At 42.4% G+C, this 25,118-nt stretch carries 20 protein-coding genes; 12 read left to right on the top strand and 8 right to left on the bottom strand.

Features of this window, described 5'->3' with window-relative positions; translation table 11 throughout:
- Positions 1 to 510: 510 nt before the first annotated feature.
- The 4 genes from NSTC745_RS36050 to NSTC745_RS36035 all read left to right on the top strand — a co-directional run bounded on the left by NSTC745_RS36050 (position 511) and on the right by NSTC745_RS36035 (position 7,426).
- Positions 511 to 2,499, top strand: coding sequence for a protein phosphatase 2C domain-containing protein (locus NSTC745_RS36050; protein ID WP_445635310.1), 1,989 nt, complete (start codon positions 511 to 513; stop codon positions 2,497 to 2,499).
- Positions 2,500 to 2,977: 478 nt separating this feature from the next.
- Positions 2,978 to 3,391, top strand: coding sequence for a hypothetical protein (locus NSTC745_RS36045; RefSeq protein ID WP_445635309.1), 414 nt, complete (start codon positions 2,978 to 2,980; stop codon positions 3,389 to 3,391).
- Positions 3,392 to 3,393: 2 nt separating this feature from the next.
- A complete protein-coding gene (locus NSTC745_RS36040) occupies positions 3,394 to 6,669 on the top strand; it encodes a tetratricopeptide repeat protein (protein ID WP_445635308.1) in 3,276 nt (1,091 codons plus the stop codon).
- Positions 6,670 to 7,183: 514 nt separating this feature from the next.
- Entirely contained in the window at positions 7,184 to 7,426 is a 243-nt protein-coding gene (locus NSTC745_RS36035) for a ferredoxin-thioredoxin reductase variable chain (RefSeq protein WP_445635307.1), read from the top strand.
- Between the two features lies 1 nt (position 7,427).
- Here NSTC745_RS36035 and NSTC745_RS36030 read toward each other — a convergent pair whose 3' ends face one another.
- From NSTC745_RS36030 to NSTC745_RS36000, 7 genes are all read right to left on the bottom strand, one after another.
- Complete coding sequence (locus tag NSTC745_RS36030; protein ID WP_096537219.1) at positions 7,428 to 7,649, bottom strand: hypothetical protein; 222 nt, start codon at positions 7,647 to 7,649, stop codon at positions 7,428 to 7,430.
- Positions 7,650 to 7,657: 8 nt separating this feature from the next.
- On the bottom strand, positions 7,658 to 8,449 hold the full coding sequence (locus NSTC745_RS36025) for a YdcF family protein (RefSeq protein WP_445635306.1): 792 nt from the start codon (positions 8,447 to 8,449) through the stop codon (positions 7,658 to 7,660).
- Between the two features lie 146 nt (positions 8,450 to 8,595).
- Positions 8,596 to 9,099, bottom strand: coding sequence for a hypothetical protein (locus NSTC745_RS36020; protein WP_445635305.1), 504 nt, complete (start codon positions 9,097 to 9,099; stop codon positions 8,596 to 8,598).
- 12 nt (positions 9,100 to 9,111) lie between these two features.
- On the bottom strand, positions 9,112 to 10,656 hold the full coding sequence (locus NSTC745_RS36015) for a bifunctional aminoglycoside phosphotransferase/ATP-binding protein (protein ID WP_445635304.1): 1,545 nt from the start codon (positions 10,654 to 10,656) through the stop codon (positions 9,112 to 9,114).
- Positions 10,657 to 10,920: 264 nt separating this feature from the next.
- Complete coding sequence (locus NSTC745_RS36010; RefSeq protein ID WP_445635303.1) at positions 10,921 to 11,667, bottom strand: hypothetical protein; 747 nt, start codon at positions 11,665 to 11,667, stop codon at positions 10,921 to 10,923.
- Positions 11,668 to 12,311: 644 nt separating this feature from the next.
- A complete protein-coding gene (locus tag NSTC745_RS36005; RefSeq protein ID WP_445635302.1) occupies positions 12,312 to 12,914 on the bottom strand; it encodes a 50S ribosomal protein L25/general stress protein Ctc in 603 nt (200 codons plus the stop codon).
- A gap of 104 nt (positions 12,915 to 13,018) precedes the next feature.
- Positions 13,019 to 14,362, bottom strand: coding sequence for an adenylosuccinate synthase (locus NSTC745_RS36000; RefSeq protein WP_445635301.1), 1,344 nt, complete (start codon positions 14,360 to 14,362; stop codon positions 13,019 to 13,021).
- 658 nt (positions 14,363 to 15,020) lie between these two features.
- Here NSTC745_RS36000 and NSTC745_RS35995 point away from each other — a divergent pair.
- Complete coding sequence (locus tag NSTC745_RS35995; RefSeq protein ID WP_445635300.1) at positions 15,021 to 16,763, top strand: ATP-binding protein; 1,743 nt, start codon at positions 15,021 to 15,023, stop codon at positions 16,761 to 16,763.
- Between the two features lie 282 nt (positions 16,764 to 17,045).
- Here the strand turns inward: NSTC745_RS35995 and NSTC745_RS35990 are convergent, their stop codons facing one another.
- Entirely contained in the window at positions 17,046 to 17,282 is a 237-nt protein-coding gene (locus NSTC745_RS35990) for a hypothetical protein (RefSeq protein WP_445635299.1), read from the bottom strand.
- Positions 17,283 to 17,723: 441 nt separating this feature from the next.
- On the opposite strand from NSTC745_RS35990, the gene NSTC745_RS35985 reads away from it, so the two are divergent.
- The 7 genes from NSTC745_RS35985 (at position 17,724) to NSTC745_RS35955 (ending at position 25,069) form a co-directional block, all read left to right on the top strand.
- On the top strand, positions 17,724 to 17,921 hold the full coding sequence (locus NSTC745_RS35985; RefSeq protein ID WP_445635298.1) for a hypothetical protein: 198 nt from the start codon (positions 17,724 to 17,726) through the stop codon (positions 17,919 to 17,921).
- A 146-nt stretch (positions 17,922 to 18,067) separates the two neighbouring features.
- Entirely contained in the window at positions 18,068 to 19,117 is a 1,050-nt protein-coding gene (locus NSTC745_RS35980; RefSeq protein WP_445635297.1) for an adenosine deaminase, read from the top strand.
- A gap of 295 nt (positions 19,118 to 19,412) precedes the next feature.
- Positions 19,413 to 21,158, top strand: coding sequence for a DNA mismatch repair endonuclease MutL (gene mutL, locus NSTC745_RS35975; protein ID WP_445635296.1), 1,746 nt, complete (start codon positions 19,413 to 19,415; stop codon positions 21,156 to 21,158).
- A 720-nt stretch (positions 21,159 to 21,878) separates the two neighbouring features.
- On the top strand, positions 21,879 to 22,235 hold the full coding sequence (locus NSTC745_RS35970) for a hypothetical protein (protein ID WP_445635295.1): 357 nt from the start codon (positions 21,879 to 21,881) through the stop codon (positions 22,233 to 22,235).
- A gap of 325 nt (positions 22,236 to 22,560) precedes the next feature.
- Complete coding sequence (locus tag NSTC745_RS35965) at positions 22,561 to 23,100, top strand: Dps family protein (RefSeq protein ID WP_445635294.1); 540 nt, start codon at positions 22,561 to 22,563, stop codon at positions 23,098 to 23,100.
- Positions 23,101 to 23,317: 217 nt separating this feature from the next.
- Positions 23,318 to 24,085, top strand: coding sequence for a ChaB family protein (locus NSTC745_RS35960; protein ID WP_445635293.1), 768 nt, complete (start codon positions 23,318 to 23,320; stop codon positions 24,083 to 24,085).
- Positions 24,086 to 24,445: 360 nt separating this feature from the next.
- Positions 24,446 to 25,069 carry a PadR family transcriptional regulator gene (locus NSTC745_RS35955; RefSeq protein WP_445635292.1) on the top strand — a complete coding sequence of 208 codons (624 nt, stop codon included), beginning with the start codon at positions 24,446 to 24,448 and terminating at the stop codon, positions 25,067 to 25,069.
- Positions 25,070 to 25,118: the final 49 nt, after the last annotated feature.

The raw sequence follows: 25,118 nt of genomic DNA, 5'->3' as shown, positions 1-25,118 counted from the left end.
TACATTGACGTAAATTCATTTATACGATTAGATACACCCAGACGTAAGCTATTAACGGAAAACGAAATTTGGTTTTTTTACCAAAATGGCAGGAGTTAAAAGGCAGGGGGCAGGAGGTTACGAGTATTAATTAAAGCCTCGGCTTCGCTCGGCTTTAACGCTGAGCGTAGTCGAAGTGTTAAAACTTTAGCTCTGGGTTTTGCTGAGTAAAAAACAATAATTATACTGACGCTGCTTGCAGCAAAGTATAAAGCGCGTCGGAGCGCCAGCTTCCGGCAATCTGAACTTTGTAAGAGAACGTCCTTAATTTAAATCCCACTTTTTGAAAGATGGATTTCTCCTGCCTCCTGCCTTCTGCCTTCTACCTCCTGCCTCTTGAACATTTGATTAATTTCAGTAACAAGCTGTAGCCAGTGGTACACAAGTCCAGTCTATTCTAGCCTTCAAGTTGTTGGCAGCTAAATTTAATCGAAATTCATGAGTTGATTTTTTTCTTAAATTTATACCCTTATGATTTCTATTCAGCCGAGAATTTATTGTATAAATCCAACGTGTAGCGACCCTATAAATCCTGAGGAAAATGCTGTTTGTGCGAGTTGCCAAACTCCCCTGGTTCGCCGCTATCTCTGGGCTGTTGGCTCGGTGTCCGCCACAATACCGCCAGGTACAAAGGTAGCAAATAGATATGATGTAATTAGTTACCAAGTTTGGCTCGATAGTCAACCTGGACTGTTGCCAGATGTACCTGAGGAATTGCCAAAAGTAGTAATTCCTTATTTACGGTTACATCAAGAACGGTTACATTTACCTCAAGTTTATGGGTTTGCTCGTGGCGTTGAGGAAAGTGCAGGCGATATTCTCTTATTGGAAAATGTGCCGATAGATGAAACGGGACATATTTACCCCAGTATTACTGAGGGATGGGAGCAAGCAACGGCGGTAAGACAAGTTTATTGGCTGTGGCAAATTCTCCAGCTTTGGACACCTTTATCAGAATGGGGACTTAGCCGCAGTTTATTGGTGCGAGATAATTTGAGAGTCCAAGGTTGGTGTGTGCGATTGTTGCAATTTTACCAAACACCAACAGCCGAGAAACTGAGTTTACGACATTTAGGACTATGTTGGCAGCCTTGGGTAGCGTCTGCAAAAACATCCATAGCGAAACCATTGCAGAATATAGTCCAGCAGATGTGTGAAACTCAGGTGGAGTTAGATGCGATCGCTACTCAACTGAATAACTTATTATTAGCATCTGCGGCAGAGTTGCCGTTAAGTCTCAAGGTGGCTGGCTCAACGGATACTGGGAAAGTAATGGTGCAAAATGAAGATACTTGTTATCCTAATGCTTTGAGTGATGGCGATCGCTTACTACCTGAGTTGTCGATTGTTTGCGATGGTATTGGCGGACATGAAGGCGGTGAAGTTGCTAGCCGCTTAGCGGTGGAGTCTGTAAAGTTGCAAATTCGCGTTTTGTTAGCGGAGGTAGCAGCCCAAAATCAACTTGTATCGCCACAGTTGTTGCAAGAACAACTAGAAGCAAGCTTGCGAGTAGCAAATAATGTGATTTCTGCCCGCAATGACGAGCAAAATCGCCAAGGCAGAGAACGTATGGCGACAACCATTGTCATGGCTGTGCAAGTTCCACAACAAATTGAAACTATTTCTGGGCAGCAATCAAACAACAGCCACGAACTATACTTAGCTCATGTTGGTGATAGCCGTGCTTATTGGATTACGCCAAATTATTGTCAGCTATTAACAATAGATGATGATGTAGCAGCGCGGGAAGTGCGTTTTGCAAAAACCTTCTATCGCAAGGCACTTTTGAGACCAGATGCTAATACCTTAACTCAGGCTTTGGGAACAAGAGATTCTGAATCTTTGCGTTTGACAATTGGGCGTTTCATTCTGGAAGAAGATGGTATATTGTTGCTGTGTTCTGATGGTTTAAGCGATCGCAACTGTGTCGAACAATTTTGGCGCGACTATACAAAACCCGTGTTCGCAGGTGAAGAAACGCTTGAAGATGCTGTCGGCAATTGGATTAAGGTGGCAAATGAAAAAAATGGGCGAGATAATATCTCGGTTGTTCTGACTTATTGCCGTGTTTCTCCAGAATATGTACCACCAGTTACTCCCACGCCGCCAGTTGAAGTTCTAGAACCAGAAATAGAACAACTAGTAGAAGAAGAATTGCCAGAACTAGAAGAACCAACTTATTTCACAGAAAGTTCCGAAGAATCACTAGATTTAGATCTAGATTTAGATACTCCAGAGGAACCAGTCACAATTCCTACAACCCCAGAAATTGCACCAACTTTAATCGAAAAACCTCGTTTGCGTAAACCTTTGCTAATGCTGGGGGGAGTGCTGGCGTTGCTTGTAGGGGGTACAGGTATAGGATTATTAGCTTGGTCGCAAATTAATCCTCAAGGCTTTGGGCAAATGTGCCGTCAACTGCCTTCAAGGGTACAGCAGGTGTGTTCGGGTGGGAAGTAGGGAATGGGGCATGGGGCATGGGGCATGGGGCATGGGGCATGGGGCATGGGTTGGCAATAATAAAAGCGGGAGCCACTTTCCCCAACTCGGAGGTGACCTCGCCAAACTTAGAGGTGACCTTTCTTAACTCAGAGGTGACCTCGCCAAACTTAGAGGTGACCTTCCTTAACTCAGAGGTGACCTCGCCAAATTTAGAGGTGACCTTTCTTAACTCAGAGGTGACCTCGCCAAATTTAAAGGTGACCTTCCTTAACTCGAAGGTGACCTCGCTTAACTCGGAAGCGGTGTAGTAAAAGTTTAAAAGCGATGTCTACGACGGGCTACGCCAACGCACCACACATTACTTTACATGAATTTGGCAAGGGCGATCGCTAAGTATTTTATGTAAATCGTAAAATGTTCATGATTTTACCGAAAATCTTATACGCACTACGGAGACCATACGATAATGGAGAAGTGGTGACTTTGAGAAATTGAAATGACCGATCCAGTGACTACAATCGCAGCAGGGGCAATTCTCAACCTCGCATTTCAGGAGTTTGCTAAATCGGGGGCTGGGGAAGTTGCCAAGAAGACTGTGGGCGGGGCGATTTCTTTGGCGAAGGAGCTACGGGATAAAATCACTGCTAAATTTAAAGGAAATCCCAAAGCAGAAGCGGCGATCGCAGCAGTGGAAACAGACCATTCTCCAGCAGCACTGAGCAAGTTGGAAGTGTATTTAGATGATGCCATGACCGATGATGCTGTGTTTGCAGCCGATTTACGGCAGGTGGCGCAGCAGATTATTAATATTCAAAATCAAACTACCTCCAATCGAGAGTATAAAAACTACGGGCGCGACCAAATCAATATCGAAAAAATTGAAGGTAATCCCAGAATTGGCGGGTCATAGGCATGGGAAAAGGGGGTAGGCGGGAGTATGGCAACCAAGGACGCGACCAAATTATCATCGAGCAGGTGGATGGGGATGTACTGCTCAAGTCACAAGAAACGGTGCGCCCTTCCGCCGAACGGGATTTACTAGCAACAGTCAAACAATGGGTTGAATCCAGACTTGAAGGACAACTGCACCATGCCGTCAGGCTGAATTTGCACAAGCAGACGCAGCCGCAACAGGTTCGTCCTTGGGGTATGGAGGTAAAGGTAGCGATCGCTCAACCGAGTCGGTTATTATCACCGGAAACGACTATTGGGGAAGTATTTGACCAATGTGCGGGACGGTTACTGATTTTGGGCGAACCGGGGGCAGGTAAAACCACAAGCTTGCTTGACCTAGCTGTAGAACTACTGCAAAGGGCAAAAGACGATCCGCAACAGCGCATTCCTGTAGTAATAGATCTTTCCGATTGGCAACCAACCACATCTCAATCAGCTTCTAGGCAGAGTGGGGCTACATCTAGATTCCGGCGGGTTTCCCAGAAAAATCTCTCTAAGTCTCTTCCCGAACAAGCCCCTATTTGGTCGATGCCCAATTGGCTGGCTAGTAAGGTGCGAGAGAGATATGGCTTTTTACCGCGCCAAATTAAACAATGGCTAGAAGAAAAACGCTTAATACCTTTGCTCGATGGGCTGGATGAAGTGCGCCCAGAGTATCAGCAGGATTGCGTGCGGGCAATTAACGAGTGGTTAAAATCAGATTTGCGTCCCAGAGAAATAGCCTTGTGCTGTCGGCGCGAGCAGTATGAGGCTTATACTCAAAAGCTGGAATTTGATGGAGCCGTTTATCTTCAAGACTTGACCGACGAACAAATCCAGACTTTTCTGACAGAGACAAACCGAGATGACCTCAAAGAAAGCTTGGTAGCGGATGCGGATTTCCTGGCATTGATTCGCAGACCGTTGTTGCTGTCAATGGCGGTACTTGCCTATAAAGAACTAGAGCCAACCCAGTGGCGGCGGGCAACTTCAGCGGGCGATCGCTTAAATCTACTGTTAGATGCCTATGTGCGACGAATGCTAACACAGGATACCCCTAGCCGCGCTTATCGTCAGCGAAAAATTCCCAGCCGCGAACAGAGTCAGAAGTGGCTAGAAATTCTCGCCTTAGAGCTTTTACAAGAATCAGAAACCGAGTTTTTGATTGAGCAAGTTGGAATAACATGGCTGTCAACACCCCTGCAAAAATGGCTATTCACTATTTTTGCTGTAATTTGTTGGGGGCTAATCGGTGGCGTAATTTGTTGGGGGCTAATGCTTGCTGTAATTTTTTGGGCGCAATTCTTTAGATTGATTCCTCCAGGCGGGGTTACGCCAACCCGTCGTTTTTTGGTCGGATTGCTGGGTGGCTGTTTGTATGGGTTGGCACTTGGAATAGATGTCTTAAAAAATTTGCCACACATCGAATCAGTTTTAGGAAGCATAGAAATCTCAGTGTCAAGTCTCAAGGCACAAAAACTATTACGCAAGCTGTCATCTTGGAAGAATATATTAGTCCGTACTCAAATTAGCTTACTAATTTATAAATTGAATGAATTAACCATTCCAAAATTAGGGTTTAACTTTGAAAAATGGCGTTTCAAAATTAAAACTCTATCAGTACCAAATCAAGGAATTACAAACTTGTGGCTAAATGCAATCCCGATTACATTCGTATTCGTGCCCTTGCATACTTTGATAGTCTGTCTTGTACTACGTTCAATGTCTTCCGTTGATTACATTGCACTAACTTCCTTGTCTGTAGCTTTACTATTATGGATTGGGTTTGCAGGTGGATATGTTTGCATCAATCATTTTCTAGTGCGTTTATCTTTGTGTTGCACTAACTCGATCCCTTGGCACTATGCTCGTTTTCTCAATTATGCTACAGAACGGCTATTGCTCCAGCGTGCTGGTGGTCGCTATCGCTTCATGCATGACTTGTTGAGGCAGTCTCTTGCTCAACGTAGAATCGACACCCATCAACACCTAATTAGCTCTCAAGTTTTCTTTCGTTGCGGGGAAAGCTACCGTTCGATGGAGCAGTATGAGAAAGCATTGCAGCACTTTAATCGCGCCATTGAAATTTATCCCCGATATATGGAGGCGATGGCAAAGCGTGGGGAGACCTATTGCTTGATGGAACGCTACGAAGATGCGCTGCAAGATTTCAATCGTGTCATTGAACTTAATCCTCAAGATGAGAAGACGCTCGTAAATCGTGGCGATATTTATCGCTTGATGGAACGTTACGAAGATGCACTGCAAGATTTCAACCACGCCATTGATATTAACCCCGAATATCAGTGGGCGATGGTAAGTCGAGGCCGTACCTATTGTTTAATCGAACGCTATGAAGATGCGCTGCAAGACTTCAATCGTGCCATTGAACTTGACCCCGAATATGAGTGGGCGATCGCAGAGCGAGGCTTTACCTATGGCTCAATGAAACGCTATGAAGAAGCATTGCAAGACTTCAATTGCTTCATTGAACTTAACCTTAAAGATGATTGGGCGATCGCAGGTCGTGGCGATATCTATCGCTTGATGGAACGCTACGACCAAGCATTGCAAGACTTCGATCGCGCCATTGAACTTAACCCCGAATATGAGTGGACGATTGCACATCGAGGCGAAACCTATCGCTTAATGGAACGCTACGACCAAGCATTGCAAGACTTCGATCGCGCCATCAAATTGAACCCCAAATATAAGTGGGCGATGACAAGTCGAGGCATAACCTACCTCTTGATAGAACGCTATGACCAAGCGCTGCAAGACTTCAATCGTGCCATTGAACTTGACCCCGAATATGAGTGGGCGATCGCACATCGAGGCTATGCTTATTTCTTAATGAAACGCTACGACCAAGCGCTGGAAGACTTCAACCGCGCCATTAAACTTGACCCTAAAGATGATTTCCACCGATACCTTCGTGCCATTGTCTACCTTGCCCTCCAGCAAGCCGAGTCCGCTGAAGCTGATTTAAACATTGCCATCGAAATCGCCCAGCAAAAACACACCGAAAAACTAGACAATTACGAAAACACCTTCAACCTAGCACTATATCATCTCGTTGCAGGCAATCTCTCAACCGCCCAAGAGTTATATCAGACTGCACTTGAGGAAACCCCTTTGCAATCCGAGATCCGAGATGCCATTCAATATTTGAAGGATTTGCTGCGAGTGTTTCCTGAAAATACTCATGCCCAGCAAGTAAAAGCACTGCTGGAGAAAAAACTCAAATTACACTAACCCGAATTCTACGGAGCTAAAAAAACGATTGTGCATCAAATCAAAATCGTTAAACTTGCCTTGAAGATAGGGAGTAAGGAGCAGGGGGAGCAGGGGGAAAGGTTAAAGGGAAAAGGGGAAAGGAATAAATTTAATCTTACCCGTTTTCCCCTTACCCCTTTCCCTTTCCCCATGCCCCATACCCAATGCCCAGAAAATTGGTGAGAGAGTTGACCTAAGGAACATCCTAGAGTGAAGATAATAGGGTTGTATCTGTTGCCAAAGTAGTAAAGACATCTGATATCGCTTGATTTTTTTCGTTTCCCTGGTTTTTGGGTGAAGGCGGAGGGTGAGGGCGATACGCGTTAACGCTGCAAAAAACTGAGAAAAGTATGCACGGATGGCTAAAACGTGCCTGGACGCGGAGGGTTGAATGCGCCGTCGCACCCCTGTGAAGTGTCAAGAAATAGCTGATTAAATCGAATTTGAGGCGGTTTAATCATATATTTTGTAGCAGATACTTGTGGAAAAGCAAATGCTAGGTGTAAATGTGGTTATGAAAGTTGGCGATCGCGTGCGCGTTAAAGATTCGGTGGTAGTCTATCATCATCCCGAACATCGAAATGAGGCTTTTGACATCAAAGGCACAGAAGGTGAAGTCGTAGGTATTGTCACTCAATGGCAAGGTAGACCTGTAAGCGCTAATCTGCCGATTTTAGTCCAGTTTACTAAAAAATTTAAAGCACATTTACGTGAAAATGAGTTAGAAGTAATTTAATTCATCGGCGGCGAAACCACTGGAAAATATTCAGTTCGCCGCGCATTTTTTGTAGGTCTTGGCGGTTGCGTTCTGCTGTAGAGTAATACCATTCACAATGACGCCGAAACTCTTCCCGCGTCTTAACTTCATGATAAAACTGATGTGTGGTTTGGTAAGTTGCAAAGCCTTCCTCTATTTGGGGTTGAGGCGATGGAATAATATAAGGTAAATTTTTAGACATAACGTTAATTAAAGCCAACCGCGTAACCAATAGACTAAAGAACCAATGTATTCTTTTAAAGCTGTGGTAAATTGGTGCAGGTTGTCGGTATCAGGTAATAAATTCAGTATAGCGGCTTTAGGAGTGCTGCCGAGTTCTTGCAGTTCGCCCTCACTGACAAGAAAATCAGTTGGTGCAGGAATAACGTTGATTCCTTGACGTTGAAAAATCTTCAGCGATCGCGGCATATGCATTGCCGAAGTGACTAATAATACTTTTTTAATGCCACGCGCTTCCAGAATTTTTCGGACATTTACCGCATTTTCATAAGTATTTAAAGACTCAGGCTCTTGAATAATTGCCTGGGATGGAATACCAATAGATGTGAGGATTGTTGCCATATCTGCCGATTCTGGCGAACCGCTACCACGCCAATCGATGCGCCCGCCGCTGAGGATGATTGCGGGTGCTTTTTTTTGGCGATAAAGTTGGGCGGCGTAAATGACGCGATCGCCTGATTCACTCAAATCAACGGTAGGTCTTGGAGGAAAAGCTGATTTGGTAGCCCCACCCAAAACCACAATCGCTTCTGCATTGGGTATTTGGGCGCTGGGAATATTTTGCCATTCTAGCGATCGCACTAGCGATTTTGCAATCCAAGCATTGCTGCAAAACAGCAGTAAAGTTAGTGCCAGAGCAATGGCGATCGCTGCAATGCGCGGTCTTTTCCACAATGTGACTAATGCTACTATCAAACTTACACAAGCTAGCCCTAGTGGATAAAAAAATAGTGGCAGTAATTTAGAAAGATATAAAAACATATTTGGGAATGATAACTGGGGAGCAGAGGAGCAGAGGAGCAGGGGAGGCAGAGGAAACAAGGAAGTGTGGGGAAAGAGAATTTATGCCCCCCTCTCTTCCCACACCTCCCACACCTCCCACACCTCTAATGCGCCATGCCCAATCCCTATCTTTGCCAAAATCTGAAATTAACACTTCCACTAGTACGACGCGAACGGCGGGTGGGTCTTCTTCTTTGGCGTTTGTTGATCCTTTCGTTGGATTCTTCAATTGCAGTTTCTTGTGATTCTTCAACTTGCAGTTGAGTTTTAGCTTCTTCTTTACTTCCCCACCAAGCAGTAATCCAACCTCCACCGAAAGCGGCTATCGCGCCCAGGAAGATACTCATGGGTGCAGGATAGCCCACAGCTACAAAGCCAAGCATGAAAAATAACCAGTATTTCAGTCCTGTATCAACGCCATCAGAGGAGGCTACAGTTGGAGCTTGAGTACTATTATTGGTTGCATTTGTAATCCAGCTTAAGATCAAACCGCCCAAGATTCCTAAGAAGATGCTCAGGGGTACTGCCGAGCCGGTCATTATTAATATAAATGTTAGAAATGCCCCAAATAATAGTTGAGAAAAGAAGCTGGGAGAAATGGTGAAAAAATCGTTCTTTTTGTCTGCCATAAAGTAAAAAAACTATTGGGGAATTACTGCTTTTAATTGTGCCTCTTGTGGCTGAGTTGTATCCAAAATTTTTACGTATGTTTTTTCTTCTTCAGTGAAGGGTTCAGCTTGCTTGAGTTGTGAGTCTAACAAATCGGCAGTGGCATCTGCTATATCGCCAGTGCGTTTATTCAAGCGCTCTTGTAACACTTCCACGGGGGCTGTGCATTGGATAATCTGGAGAGGAAGTTGGTGTTTTGTAGCTTGAGCGATCGCTTGTTGCCGTAGCTGTTGTTTATCATACTTGGCATCTAAAATGACATCAAAACCTCGATTAGCCAGTATAATTCCCAATGACAACAAGCGCGTGTAAGTTTTCTCGGTCATTTCGGGTGTATACAAATCGTCGCCGCCTTTCTCCCACAGAGGAATTCCCCCCAAATGCTTCCGCACTGCATCAGAACGAAGGTGAATTGCTCCTAGTTCGCGGGCTAAAAGTCTCGCTGTTGTGCTTTTACCAGAACCAGACAACCCCGACATCAAAATTAGTTGCCCCTGCTTTGGTTTAGTATACTCCCAAGCCTGTTTGTAATAGCCAGCGGCGGTTTTTGTCGCTTCTTCCTTCACCGTCGCGGGTACACTCGCATCGTCTAGCAAAAATGAAGTTACCTTGGCTCGAACATAAGCTTGACGGCTCAAATACAACGGCAACACCTGTAAACCTTCCCAGTCTCCAGTTTGCTCAATGTAAGCATTCAAAAAGGCATTACCCAAGTCTTTGCGCCCTCGCGCTTCCAAATCCATCACCGTAAATGCCACATCATACATTACATCCACAAAGCGAAACGGCTCATTAAACTCAATGCAATCAAACAGCAAGATTTTATCGTGCCACAGAGCAATATTTTTTAGGTGTAAATCCCCGTGACATTCACGAATATAATCGCTGTGGATTCTGCTAGCAAATAATTCTGGGCGTTCGGCAAAAAACCGATCTGTATATTCCTTTGTTTCTGTAAACTGCGTTTGAGTCTGGGGGCCACCGATATATTTTTCAGTTTGCTCGTAATTTTCATCAAAGGCAGCCCGGACATTTGGCACTTCACCAAAACCGCGAATATAATCATTCGTCTCAGCTTGAGCATGGTATTGAGCCACCACTCGCCCCAACTCATCTAAGCGTGTTTCATTTAACTTGCCTTGTTCAAAAAGCGTGCTTAATAACGATTCTTGGGGAAATTGACGCATTTTCAGGACATATTCTGCCGCTTCTCCTGTTCCCCCTAGTTGGTATTGCTCCCCTGCCAGAGTAATAGGCAAAACTTCTAAATATAACTCACTTGCTCCCCGTTGATTTAACCGTAACTCTTCCTGGCAAAAATGCTGCCGCTTCTCTAAAGTCGAAAAGTCCAAAAACCCGAAATTAATCGGCTTTTTCAACTTATAAGCGTAATCCCCAGTCAGCAGCACATAAGAAATGTGAGTTTGAATGAGTTGAATAGATTCTGTTACCTCGTGGGGATAAAATCCAGGCTTCAACATTTGCTCAATTAGAGCCGGAAGAGTTACTTCTGTCATCTATTAGCCTCTGGGGTTCAAATACAAAAAAACCAGGAGTTTCCCCTGGTGACATCAAAAATTATTACATAGTTTATCTAGCTTATAAGTAGAAGGCAGGAGGCAGGAGGCAGGGGCAAGGGGCACGGGGCAGGGGGCAGGAGCTAGAAGGCAGCTTTTACCGGGGTTTTAAACTTTTTTATTTTACATTTAATGATATCTACTTACTGAGAATAGTAAGACTTTGGGTAAAAAATAGCGATCGCAAATCGTATCCGAGTTCCTTTATGCAAAACAAATTTCAGTCTCATTTTTGGCATCACCTATGAGTTGCTCGTAGGAATAATTCAGGTTTTGCTTGGCGTATGCTAACAATTCTTCTGTCCATTCCGTAAACCAAGCAAACACCAAATTAACTTTTTCAATAGCCTCGGCACGGGTTTGCTCATCCATTTCTATCTCTGCCATAATGGCATGTTCGTTTGTAATAGCATGTCCAGATTCTTTACTAAAATGGAATTCTCCACAGTAGCGCAATTCCATTCCCGTTTCTTCTTCAATGCTTTGTGCCAATTTTCTAACTAGTTCAAATAATACATTGCCTGTTTCTTCAATGGCTTCGATGATAGCTAGACGCACGATACTAGATGAGCCATAAATTAAATGAGCCAGCTTGTGTGACAACAGGCGATTGACTGCGGTGCGATCGCTGTAGAAAAATTGTAAATATTCAGTGGGTGAAATTTGTTGGCGATCGAAGCCCAATTTACTAAAGTCTTCCAAATACCACGGCCAGTGATGGTCGTCTTCATAGGAATGTTCGTTCACCATAGCTTGATATACATCTAAGGTTGGTTCTAGGCGCATAACATAGCAATTTAAATCGCCAAAACTCATAATAAAAGGAGCCATGCAAGGGTAAAATTCTAGGCGCTGACGAGCTGATAAAGTTTCATCCCGTAAGAAATCAAAAAATGGCAAGCGGCTATACTCTTTTTTGAGCTTTAAAATATGACGTAACGTAGCTTTCATGTTTTGTGTGCTTCAATATTGATAAGTAGAGGTGCTATTAAATTAAACGTTGGGTTTTTGAACTTATGCACAGCGATCGCTTGAAGAAGTGACAAAGATGTGAAGCAATAAATAATATGGGCAAAAGCCTGTTTTTACAGCACTTTTCATGTATCTCAACCATATCTTTCGTAGGGGCACAGCATTGCTGTGCCCTTACCGTGTGGTCTATTTACCTGAAAATAGCTGTAAGTACAAAAATAATAGACCTCTTGCATAAATCAACAATAAGAATCCCAAAGAGCCAAAGCTACGTTTTGTCTCCTCTTACCAAGGGGAGGAGTTTGGGGTGGGGTGTTAGGGACTTTTGCACTCTTACTCCATGAGTTGCACGCACAAGGAACAATGAAAATATCCTGGTTTTCCCAGTCACCAGTCCCCAGTAAAGAGTCCCTATTTTCAAGGCAGGTCTAATCAACAATTTGTGCAGATTCCGTTCTCAAAATTAAAAGACCGGATTGCTCAATGCGAACAATACGGTCTGAGGTTTATTTTATAAGTTAGCTAGCGAGGTCTTGAACCCCACGATTTTTCACTATTTAAATAGATGTAGAAACGTTGCAATACTACTCTCTACCAGCTGCATCGTTCTACAAGTGCGTGCCTCAAGAGGCTGCTTCAGTTTCACTCTCTTCTTCCGCAGCAGCATTAATTTGGGGTGGCAGAAGGCTGACAATAACTCGCTCTGATTCAGCTAGAGGTGTCACGCCCTCAGGAAAAGATATATCGCTGATACTTAAACTGTCTCCAATTTTTAGGTTAGAGACATCAATATCAATGAACTCTGGGATGTTTTCAGGCGCACAACTTACCTGCAATTCGGTAACAACGGTGTCTAACACACCACCTTCTTGTTTAACACCAACAGCATCCCCCAGGAAACGCAGCCGTACTTCTACATTTGTGTCTCCGTGACCGGCAACAGCAAAAAAGCTGAGGTGGTAAGGCGTACCCTTTGCCGGATGAAGTTGAAGTTCCCGGATTAGGGCTTTGCCCCGCCAAGGTGCATCGGTAATGTTTAAATCAATTAAAGTATTGTTGACTGAAGCTCTTTTGAGCAAGCGTTCAACGGTTTTGGCATTAATGGTCAAAGAGATTGATTCTGTACCTTTGTGACCATATAAATTTGCCGGGATTTCTCCAGAACGGCGCAAAGCTTTGGGCTTGCTACCTTCTGGTCGCTTTTGACATTCGACTGTAATCGCCATAGAACTTGTCCTTTGTCAGTTGTCATTTGTCAGTTGTCAGTTGTCATTTGTCCTTTGTCATTTGTAATTTACTAATGACTAATGACCAATGACTAATGACCAATTTATGCACTCAGCAACGAGGCGGGTGTGCCGTCGGCGTGCAATAAAGCGCGTTTGGGACCGTGGATGGGGTCTTCTACGATAATGGTTTGATCGCGGCTAGCTCCTAGTGAAACGATCGCGATCGGGACTTCCATCAATTCTGCTAAGAATTTTAGATAATCCAGTGCCTGCTGTGGCAAGTCTTCCAGGGTGCGGCAGTGGCTTGTTGACACTTGCCATCCTGGTAGGGTTTTATAAATGGGGCGACATCTGGCAAATTGACGGGAACTGGTGGGGAAGTCTTCGCTGCGGACGCCATCTATTTCATAGGCGACACAAACTTGGATTTCTTCTAATTCATCGAGAACATCCAGTTTGGTAAGTGCCATACAGTCCATGCCGTTGATTCGCACGGCATAACGACCGATGACGGCATCAAACCAGCCGCAGCGCCGCTTGCGTCCGGTGGTTGTGCCAAATTCGGCACCGCGATCGCACAGTAATTCTCCCAACTCTCCATCCAGTTCAGTGGGAAATGGCCCTTCTCCCACTCTTGTGGTATACGCTTTCGATACCCCAATCACCCGATCTATCATTGTCGGCCCTAGCCCCGTACCAACGCAAGCCCCCCCGGCTACAGGGTTGGAGGAGGTAACATAGGGATAAGTTCCGTGATCTAAGTCTAGGAGCGTGCCTTGTGCGCCTTCAAACAGAATATTCCGCCGTCGCAGAACTGCATCATATATTTTTAACGATGTATCGATGACGTAAGGCCGCAAGCGTTCTGCATACCCCAGATACTCCTCAATCACTTCTTGTGGATTTAGAGGCGGTAAGTTGTAAAGCTTTTCTAAAATGACGTTTTTATAGTTAATCGTCCACTCTAACTGCTCCCGTAGCCCATCGGGGTCCATCAAATCCAAAACCCGAATGCCTGTACGTTCAGATTTATCAGCATAAGTCGGCCCAATGCCCCGACCTGTAGTGCCGATCTTATGGCTTCCCCGTCGTTCTTCTGATGCCTGGTCTATCAATCGGTGATAAGGCATTGTTACGTGGGCTGTCTCAGATATCAGCAGGTGGTCAGTGGAAATATTTAATTCTTTTAGTTGGTCGAGTTCTGCTATCAAAATCTGTGGATCGATGACTGTGCCACAGCCGATAATGCAATCGGTATCTGGATACAAAATACCAGAGGGGATTAGGTGCAGCTTAAAGGTTTGACCTTTAACTACAATTGTGTGTCCAGCATTGACACCCCCTTGGTAACGTACCACAACATCTGCGGAACGGCTGAGCAAGTCTGTTATTTTACCTTTTCCTTCATCGCCCCATTGGGCACCTATGACAATTACGTTAGCCAAGCGTTTATATTAAGAGGTAAAGTTTCCACAAACTACAATTATCAACATATTTTGAAACAAATGTCAAGGTTTTTGCAAAATAATCTATGGCAGTATGTTGATTGCTGGCTGTCAGTTGCTACAAGTCTCGGAACCCGTCTAAACCACTGGCTCCTCTTGGCTGTTGATTGGCAACACTGATATTTTTGACCAATTAAATAGGATTGCTGTAGGTGTTTTGGATTGGGTAATTCAGAATAAAATTTCACAACAAACATAAATAAGGAATATACCCTACTCTCCTACAGATGCAATATATCGCGTCTCTAGCTACCCTTTTTCATAGCTACGATCGCTATTACCATAAGCTTGGCTTAATCATTTGTTAATTAACAATAACTAATCGCCAATGATATATATGAAATTCAAAAATTAATATATATTAAAACCTGGCGGTTTGGTTTCTATTTATTGTGTATACATGATTGTTCCCAAAAATCAATATTTTTACAACTTTAAGAGCTTGTATCTTATTACCCGTGTTTTAAAAGTGTTTCAAATAATCTCAGTATTTGGTTTCAATCTGTAATTGTAAGTAATGGAGGTCATCGGGAGCAAAAAGGGCGATCGCATGATAAAAAAATGGTCTAGAATCCAAAAGCACAAAGCAATATTCATTTTGGCATTGTCAATTGTATTTAGTAATACTCTAATTTCCTATGGCAGTACTATTAAGCTAATTGATAATCAGCAATCTGTAACATACTCTCACAAATTTATTAGAGAACTGCAAATTATACAAAGTACGCTACAAAATACTGAAACCTCACAACGTAATTATATAATTACATTTGATATCGAAGCTCTCGAAGCATATAATCGGGGATATGAAGAAAGCGATCGCCATCTCCAAAACCTCAGTAAATTAATTGCTAATAATCCTCAAAAGCAGCAGTGGTTTTCTTTATTGCAGCAAAAAATTAGTACCAGACTCAACACCCTGCAACAAGAAATTTACTTAACAAAAAGCCAGGGATTATCAGCTACTCAAAAGTTAATTTTGTCTAAACAAGACAAGCAAGTTGGTAAAGAAATTCAACAGTTAATCCACGACTCTTTAAAAAGAGAGGAAAATTTCTTACAGGAAGAGCTACAAAAGTCGCAACCAATTTCCCAAAAGGCTGCAATCAGATTTTTCATGACTGTTGTTTTGCATTTGCTCTTAGTAGCTTTACTGTATAAATTGTTGTGTAATTACGTTAAACAACTTCAGCAAGCAGAAGAGAAAATTCGCGAACAAAAATTGTTTCTGGATGTAGCTAAAGATGCAATCGTAGTGCAAAATATCGACAACCAAATTTTATTTTGGAATCAAGGCGCCCAGAGTCTCTACGGTTGGAAAGTTGAGGAAGCTGTGGGTAAAAATATTGGGCAACTTTTATATCCAGGAACTTCACCACAGGTAGAAGATGCTTACTTAAGTGTGATGAATACTGGTGAGTGGCGGGGTGAATTGTATCAACTGACAAAAGAAGGTAAGGAAATTATTGTTGAAAGTCGGTGGATATTGTTAGTGCATGATAACGGACAACTCAAATCTATTTTGAGCGCGAATACTGAAATTACACAGCACAAACAATTAGAAGCTCAACTTTTGCGATCGCAACGCTTGGAAAGTATCGGTAGCCTAACTAGCGGTATCGTCCATGACCTCAATAATCTACTATCGCCGATTTTGATGTCAGTTCAGCTGTTGCAGAAAAAATTTCCTGACTCCCAAAGCCAGAAAATACTACAAACCCTAGAAAATAATGTTAAACGCAGTGCTAATTTGCTCAAGCAAATCTTGACTTTTGCACGCGGTATTGAAAGCAAACGCACAATTCTTGAAATTCAGCCTTTAATAGCAGAAATCGAGCAAATTATCGCTCAAACATTCCCTGACTCCATTATCTGCCAAATAGATATTCCCAAAAATCTTTGGCAAGTCCGGGGAGACGCAACTCAACTACATCAAGTGCTGATGAATTTAGTAGTCAATGCCCGCGATGCTATGCCTGATGGCGGAAAATTGAGAATTGTGGCGGAAAATGTCCTAATTAGCGAACATTCTGCCCAGATTAATATTGATGCTAAAGTCGGTTCTTATATTGCGATCGTGGTGACAGATACTGGTATAGGTATGTCTTCAGAAGTCCAACAACGGATTTTTGAACCATTTTTCACCACCAAAGATGTAAGCAAAGGTACGGGTTTAGGGCTTTCCACTGCGCTAGGTATTATTAAGAATCACGGTGGTTTTGTCAATCTTTACAGTCAAATAGGCAGAGGTACTCAATTCACAGTGTACTTGCCTGCTTTAACATCCACACAAACTCCTTCGGTTTCTCAGAAACTCGAATCAGTTACTGGAGATGGCTAATTGATTGGGGTAGTGAAAGTATTACAGATTAGAAAAACTCTATCGACCAAAACTTTCTGTTCGCATTAGAAATTGGTTAATATAAATAAAAAATATTAGTTAACATAATACGCCGTTATCACTATTCTCTTGTCTGGACTATATACGGACTCGACTCTTGGGTATTCGTTATGAATCCACCATACTTTTATTCTATTAGACTGTGCAGGTGCGCTACCTGACATTGAATATCCCGCCTGAGTCATCAAAGTTTCAAAAGTATTTGAGTCGAGAACCGTACAATTAAAAGCTGTTAGCCCCTGTATCTGATGTCTGTGTAGGGTCATAAGTACCCTGGTAAGTCGTAAAAATTCTGTACCCTGGTAATACTAAAGCAATTCCAGCGTTACTATGAATTTTACCGGGATATTTATAGGGCATATCATCTGGTACGCTCCCACCAATGCGAAAACTAAAACCAAGTAGCCATATATACAAACCAGGTATTAGTAAATCCATACTATATGCGATAGCTCTCATTGCCTCATTTTGTTTCAACCAAGCACAATTTCTGGCTATAGGAAATTTTTTAGAGATACTCTTTAGGTTTGTGTTTTTTAACATGGTCTTAATTTCAATCCCTACAGGGATTTAGTAAGTCTCAAGTGTTTCAATCCCTTATAGGGAGAAAGTGTTTTGCAAGCTCAGATAGAAAGCAAGGATATCGAAAAGTTAGTTAGTTTCAATCCTTTATAGGGAGAAAGTGTTTTGCAACCTTGCTAACCTTTGAAAGCTTTGCTGTATTTGGGTTTTAAGGTTTACTTTCGCGGATGCCTAAATAATAGCAAAGTTTTCAAGCCTTGTAAGAGTAAAAGGTGTTTAAAAAGCTTATACCGCAAGGTGCGCGACAGTTATAATGGACTACAGGCTAAGAACGGCTGTAGGGCAACCCAACATTTTGCGGATTTGTTGGGTAAGGTATTGCCCCAACCCAACCAACAAATACCCTTAACTCGAATCGGTTACTGGAGAAGGTTAATTGGGGAGTGCGGGGATGAGAAAGATGGGATTTGGAAGAAGTATTTAGAAAAAATTGTAGAAATTAACATCAGTAGTTTGCTGTTCTCAGGTAAAAATGTTGCGGCTTTTGCTGACATTGGTATCAAGTATTTTGCTTAAAACTCTGACTAAAAAGGATTTTTGACAAAAATTGGTGCAAAATTTAGCATCAATTAACGTAGATTTACATAATTTTGCTGCAAGTAGAGATTTTTTTCTCTATGTTTTTGTTACAATTATTGAAATTTTTCTCTAAAAATACCACTATGGCTTTATATGCAGAATTACATAGACATCTAGGCGGTTCCGTCGTACCCAGAGTATTGTGGCGATATTTCGAGCGACATTCTTCGGAGTTGATTTCCCGCTTTGCTGACTATTCAGAATTTGAAGATTTTTACACTCGCCCGCGCAATACTCTAGATGAGTATTTAGAATTGCACACCCTGGTAGAAAGTGTCCAAACTGTAGAGACTTTGCCTTACTTTATCTATCGCTTGCTGCGGGGTGCTTACATTTTTGAAAATTTGGCTTACCTGGAACTGCGTTACACTCCGTATTTACGGACACCTGAGCATCTGAGTCAATCAGACAGAATTGACAAAATGGCAGAAATTGTGCAAGTCGTCGGACAAGCTAGCCATTTGCCAGAATATCCGATTGTTACTAGCCAAATTCTTTGTATGCACACGCGTTTACCTTATGAGGTAAACAAAGCGATTATTGATTTGGCGGCGCAAAATAAGCAGTATGTCTGTGGAGTAGATGTAGCTGGGGGTGATAGCTATTATGCCGATCGCCTCGATGAATGGATTAGTCTATACGATTATGCGCGATCGCAGGGCGTTAACACCACTGGACATTTATTTGAAACTACCGCCGGTTGTTACCCCCAACTGTTACCCTACCTCATGCGAATTGGTCACGGCATTCAAATTCCCTTATTGTATCCAGAATTACTTAAGGATGTAGCTAGACGCGGGCAGTGTTTGGAGGTTTGCCCCACAACTTACTTGAAAACTGGTACTTTACAAGATATACGTCAACTCAAAATCGTTTTTGACCGTTGTTTTGACGCTGGGGTCGATATCGCTATTTGTACTGATAATGCTGGTTTACACAATGTACGTTTGCCTTGGGAATATGAAAATCTCTTGACTTACGACATTATTAGTTTCCAACAACTCCAAGCTTGTCAGGATGCAGCTTTTCGCCATGCTTTTGCTTGGCCTTACAGGCAACGTCCGGCCTCGTTATTGAATGGGTTGCTGAAACATGAATCACCTAAAGTTTTGGTACTGAGCGAAAATAATTAGAAAAGAAGTCAGAATTCAGAAGTCAGAAGTCAGAAGTCAGAATTCAGCAATGTTTTAAACGTGGATTAATACCTGCCAGCGATCGTTCGCCTTTGACGTTGCAGCAGGATGTAACACTTTCACTATTTATCCGCCATTCGTACAGAATTTATGCTAAATTCTGACTCCCGACTCCTGAATTCTTTGTTGATAAATCTGGGCGCTTTTTAATTGAGGTTTCTTTACAATTAATAAAAATTTCTACTAAATTTACTCTCCTATTCCCTCTGTCGCCAGAAGCTATAAACTATAACTTATGGCATCTACTATTCAAGCTCTACCAAAAGAAGTTGTATATCTAATTACAGCGGGAGAGGTCATTGACTCTTTAGCCTCTGTAGTACGGGAATTGGTGGAAAATTCCCTAGACGCAGGTGCAACGCGAATTATAGTTTCTTTATGGCCGCAGCAATGGCGAATTCGCGTCGCCGACAATGGTTGTGGAATGAACTTAGATGATTTGCAACAAGCAGCCACAACCCACAGCACCAGTAAAATTCGTTCTAGTGCTGATTTGTGGAAAATTAATAGCTTGGGTTTTCGTGGTGAAGCGTTACACAGTTTAACAAATCTGGCAGATTTGGAAATTTTGAGTCGTCCTGGGGGTGGACAATTAGGATGGCGAGTTCTGTACGGCTATGGCGGGAAAGTTCTGGAAGTTGAAGTAACTGCGATCGCACCTGGTACAGTAGTCACAGTTTCTAATCTTTTCGGCAACTGTTCATCTCGTCGTCAAGGACTACCCCCAATAGCACAGCAAATGAAAGCCGTGCAAGCAACAATTCACCAAATCGCCCTATGTCATCCCCGCGTCACCTGGCAGATTTGCCAAAATGACCGCCAATGGTTCACCATCTCGCCAGCTGCCACAACTGGGCAAATAATAGCGCAGATTTTACCCCAAGTGCGACAAGGCGATTTGCAAGAAGTCAAACTCGAAGTACCCAACCCAGTAAATTCGGAAAATAGAATTCAGAATTCAGGACTCATCACTCCTAACTCCTCACTCCCCACTCCCCACTCCCCACTCCCCACTCCCCACTCAGCAATACATTTAGTGGTAGGATTACCCGATCGCTGCCATCGTCATCGTCCAGATTGGGTACGTGTGGCAATTAACGGACGGATGGTGAAGTCAGCGGAATTAGAGCAAACAATATTATCAGCATTTCACAAAACATTACCGCGCGATCGCTATCCAATTTGTTTTCTCCATCTTGCCATTTCGCCAGATCGAATTAACTGGAATCGCAATCCCGCAAAAACAGAAATTTATCTCAATGAAATAACTTATTGGCAAGAGCAAATTACTCAAGGAATTAACCAAGCACTCTGCATTTCTTCTGCGAATCTCAAAGAAACTGTCCACACAACACGAGTTAGTAAATTACTCAAAGCCGCAGAAGCTAAAGGCGGTTACAACTTCAATCCGAAGAAATCAAACGAATCAGATAGCACTCACCACTCTTTAAAAGCTGTGGCGCAAGTAAGTAATACTTATATTGTTGCCGAACATCCTGGGGGGATGTGGTTAGTAGAACAGCACATCGCTCATGAGCGGGTTTTGTACGAGCAATTATGCGATAATTGGCAACTAATTTCTGTCGAACCGCCAATTATTCTTTATCAATTATCGCCAGCACAAGTATCGCAATTACAACGCATCGGTTTAGATATAGAACCCTTTGGCGAACAACTTTGGGCTGTTCGTAACCTACCCGCAATGTTGCAGCAGCGCGAAGATTGTGCCGAAGCAATTTTAGAATTGAGTTTGGGAGGTGACTTACAAACAGCCCAAGTAGCTGTCGCTTGTCGCAGTGCGATTCGTAACGGTACGCCAATGAATTTACAAGAAATGCAGACACTTTTAGATAATTGGCAACGTACTCGTAACCCCCGCACTTGTCCCCACGGACGCCCAATTTATTTATCGCTGGAAGAGTCAGCATTAGCTAGATTTTTTCGACGTAATTGGGTAATTGGCAAAAGTCATGGAATTTGAATTATCTTGCGATTCACAATCAAAGATATTGCATTCTAGATTTTAGATACAACAAGAATATGTCGAACTTTTTCTTCTCGGATTTTTCCAGAAGTCTTTACAAAAATATCAAGTGAAATATCAAAATTACTCTTATCTTTTTCAAGAGTTACAGAAACTCAAACATGATACAAGTAAAGTAATTCCTTCAGACTTAACACTATAAAATATCAAGCAAATATTTAATTTTCTCCGGAGATTTTTTGTTGGCGATATCGGCTATGACGCTGATTATCAAGTAGGGCTAACAATAGTGAAGGGCGCATCAATTTTAAGCGCTGCGGATAGTGAATACCAATTCTCTGATGACAAGTAGCTCAGAGCCATTAACCTACCAAAACTATATTAAGTCGATATATCTAGAGAATGATTTTTTTTCTAACTATAGATAGTGATAACTTCATTCTACAGGTTGATGTATGCCTTACGGTTTGCAAAGTAAAAATAAATCAGTTCGACATTAAATAAAGAACTTGTAAAGAACTTGCCAAGAGTAGTTGCTCGTTAACCATATTCTAAGTTAACGCACAAATACGAAGGTAACTTCTCCAAGTTGATTTTTCAGTAACTTGAAGATTGGAGCATCGCTTAGTAGTTTTATTGGTAATACCAAATAAAACCATAAGCTTTGCCCGTAGAGTAGATGTCTTGCGTAGTTAACGCTGTTATCGAGGATTTCAAATGAAAGTTATTGCTTCTGTTTTATCTATTTTGCGCCCTGTACGTTTTGTAGTTGTGGCTTTTACTTGCGCTTTAGTATTGTTATCTAGTGCTTTTCCTGCTTTTGCCATCGATAGCTACCAAAGCAAGCCTACCGAAGGGGAAACACAACTACTTGATATTCAGCGCAAAACTGACGAAGCCGCTAAAAAACCACCAATTGGACTTGAAGAGACTCAAGAGAAAACTCAGGGAGGACTCAATGAAGTTCAAGGAACTGCTGACATTGACAAACAAAAGCGTCCTGAAAATTCCCAGGCTTCAACTTCAGTAGAAGAAAGTATCAAAAATGTGTTAGACAAAGTTACAGGTAAGTAAGATAATTAATACTTGACTTTGGTAATTTTTCAGTAGTCATAAGTGATTGAGTAAAAAATCACTTATGACTAATTATTTATGCTAAAAAAATTAATTTAATCCAAGCGATCGCCTATTATTTCAACTTATCATTTTAAACTTATCTTCTTAAGGCTTAAGCAAAAAAAATAAATCTAACTAAATTAGGATACTACCTACTAAGACATAGGCAGAATTTTAAATATAGTAACTAATTTAAACTGACAATGCACCCTTTGGTTGATGTAGATGATGTTGAAAATTTGAGATGTTAATAATTAATAAGTTTGTCTAGGGATGAAAAACAATGCGTGCGATTAATATTGGTTTGACACAAGAACAGCGTGAAGGTGTGATTAATCTGTTGAATCAAGATTTAGCAGATGCCTATTTACTGTTAGTAAAAACCAAAAAGTACCATTGGGACGTTGTTGGCCCTCAATTCCGCTCTTTGCACCAGCTTTGGGAAGAACACTACGAAAAACTGACTGTAAATATCGATGCGTTAGCAGAGCGGGTTCGTGCTTTGGGCGGTTATCCAGTTGGTACGCTGGAAGGATTTCTCAAAATTGCTACCCTTAAGGAACATGCCGGTAGCGTTCCTAGTGCAACAGGAATGGTAGCTAATCTAGTCGAAGATCACGAGCAAGTAATTCGCAACCTCAGAGATCATGTAGATCAGTCTGGCGAACAGTTCCACGATCAAGGAACTGCCGATTTTCTGACTGGATTGATGGAAGAACATGAAGAAATGGCTTGGATGTTGCGCTCATTTATCGAAGGACAAGCACTTGAGGGAGACGGTACACAGCCTGCAAAAGAAGCTAAAACTCCTGTAGGTGTGTAATGAATTTTAGATTTTAGATTTTGGATTGTAAATTCCAAATTTAAAGTCTAGAAAAGTGTCTTGGTGTAAGGTCTGGTAGATTGCCCGCAAATTTATTTGTAGAACAAATCCAAAATCTACAATTCTTTTTTCAGCCCCATACTTTCTAGTATGGGGTTAATCCAAAATTATTTGACTATATCTACGGCAAAAATAACATAATCCCAGGAGTATCTAAATGCCAGAAGTGTATCAGGCGGAACGTACTATTTCTGCTGTATTTAAAGAACAAAAACAAGTTGATGATGTTATTAGGCGTTTATTAGATAGAGGTGTGCCTAGAGATCATATTTCCGTGATGGGCAGAAATTTTGAGTCAGAAACTCGAATTTCTGGCTTTATTAGTAAAAAGGATGTGATTCTTGGAGGCTTGAGAACAGGGGCAGTTTTTGGTTCCTTGTTTGGTTCCTTTCTCAGCTTACTCACGGGTGTGGGTGTATTATTTATTCCTTTTGTCGGCTCGATTGTAGCAGCCGGGCCTATTGGTGCAGTGTTGTTAGGGGCTGCTAGCGGAGCGATCGCAGGTAGCGCAGGTGCCGGTTTAGTATCGGTTCTGACTACTTTGGGAATGCCAGAAGATAAGGCCGCTATCTACCAAACCCGCTTACAAGCTGGTGAGTTCTTATTGATGGCAGAAGTTCCAAGCGATCGCACCGGCGAATTCCAATTGCTCCTCGAAAGTGCTGGCGGTGAAGAAACTCAGGTAATTGAAAAAACCCTCGCTCGTCCTTGTCCGGGATTATGCAACAGCCCAGACGACTTGTCGCCTGAAGTTCGCGCTCATCTTTCTAGTGAAGCTCAGAATACATTCATTGACCGCTATAACGCTGCAATCAATGAAAAAAATGACGAGTTTAACGCCGAACAAGCTGCTTGGGAAGCTGTTCACCAGAAATATGATGAAGATGAAAATGGTGTCTGGTCAAAAGCTAAGGTAAAAGCTTGATAAGCCTCCGGGTTAGCAGCATTACTAATTGTGCAATTTCAAAATGTAATAGATTACCAATTTCTAAAACTTCTTTTTTGGGGCACAGCATTGCTGTGCCCCAACGTATGTAATGGCCAATGTCTCTAGAAGCCGTAATAATATCAAGTTCGGATGATTAGTTATGATTACAGTCCTCGCGTTACCACTCCCCAACCCTCCCCTTGGCAAGGGGAGGGTGCCGTTAGGCGGGTGGGGTGTTTCAGAATTTATAAGTAATTAAGCGAACTTGTAATAAATCTTCATCAAACTTCTATTCCGATATATCGCGATATATTCCGATATATCGTATAGTAGAGAAAGTTGATTGGAAATTGAGTTATGTTTAGACACTTTCGATCGCACTTTGGCGTACCTGCATGGGCTGGAGTTAGCGAAGATGATTTTTTTGTCAAGTCTTGGTTTGAGCATCGCAAGGAGCGTGGCGGACATCATGGCAAACACTTTCGCGATGAAGTATTTGGTCGTGGTTGGCCAGATGAATATCGGACTCGTCGGGGTGACATCAAGTTCATCTTGTTGGAGTTGTTATCCGAGCATCCCAGTCATGGCTACGACCTGATTAAAGAGATGGAAGCTCGTTATGGTGGTTTTCGTCGTCTCAGCCCTGGCTCAGTGTATCCAACACTCCAATTACTGGAAGAGGGTGGTTATTTAACTAGCTCGCAGGAAGGGGGTAAGCGGATTTACACCATTACAGATGAGGGTAGACAACTTTTGGCAGAACGTACCCAACAAGAAACTTCAGACTCTCCTTGGGATACCTTCAAAAGTTTCGTCACAGGTAAGCCCCAAGAGTTAATTGAGTTACGGAATGCTGCAACAGAATTAGCTGGTGTAGTGGTGCAGGTTGCCCGCAGCGGCAATGTAGAGCGGATAAATCGCGTGCGCGAACTGTTAGATCGAGTTAAACGGGAAATTTACGCTATTTTGGCTGAAAAATAAATAGAGACACCAAATAATATCAATTCAAAATTCAAAATTAAGAATGGTA

It is taken from the genome of Nostoc sp. DSM 114161, assembly GCF_052692665.1.
The sequence above is the reverse complement of the archived record's forward strand: the minus strand, read 5'-3'. Positions and strand labels throughout refer to the sequence as shown.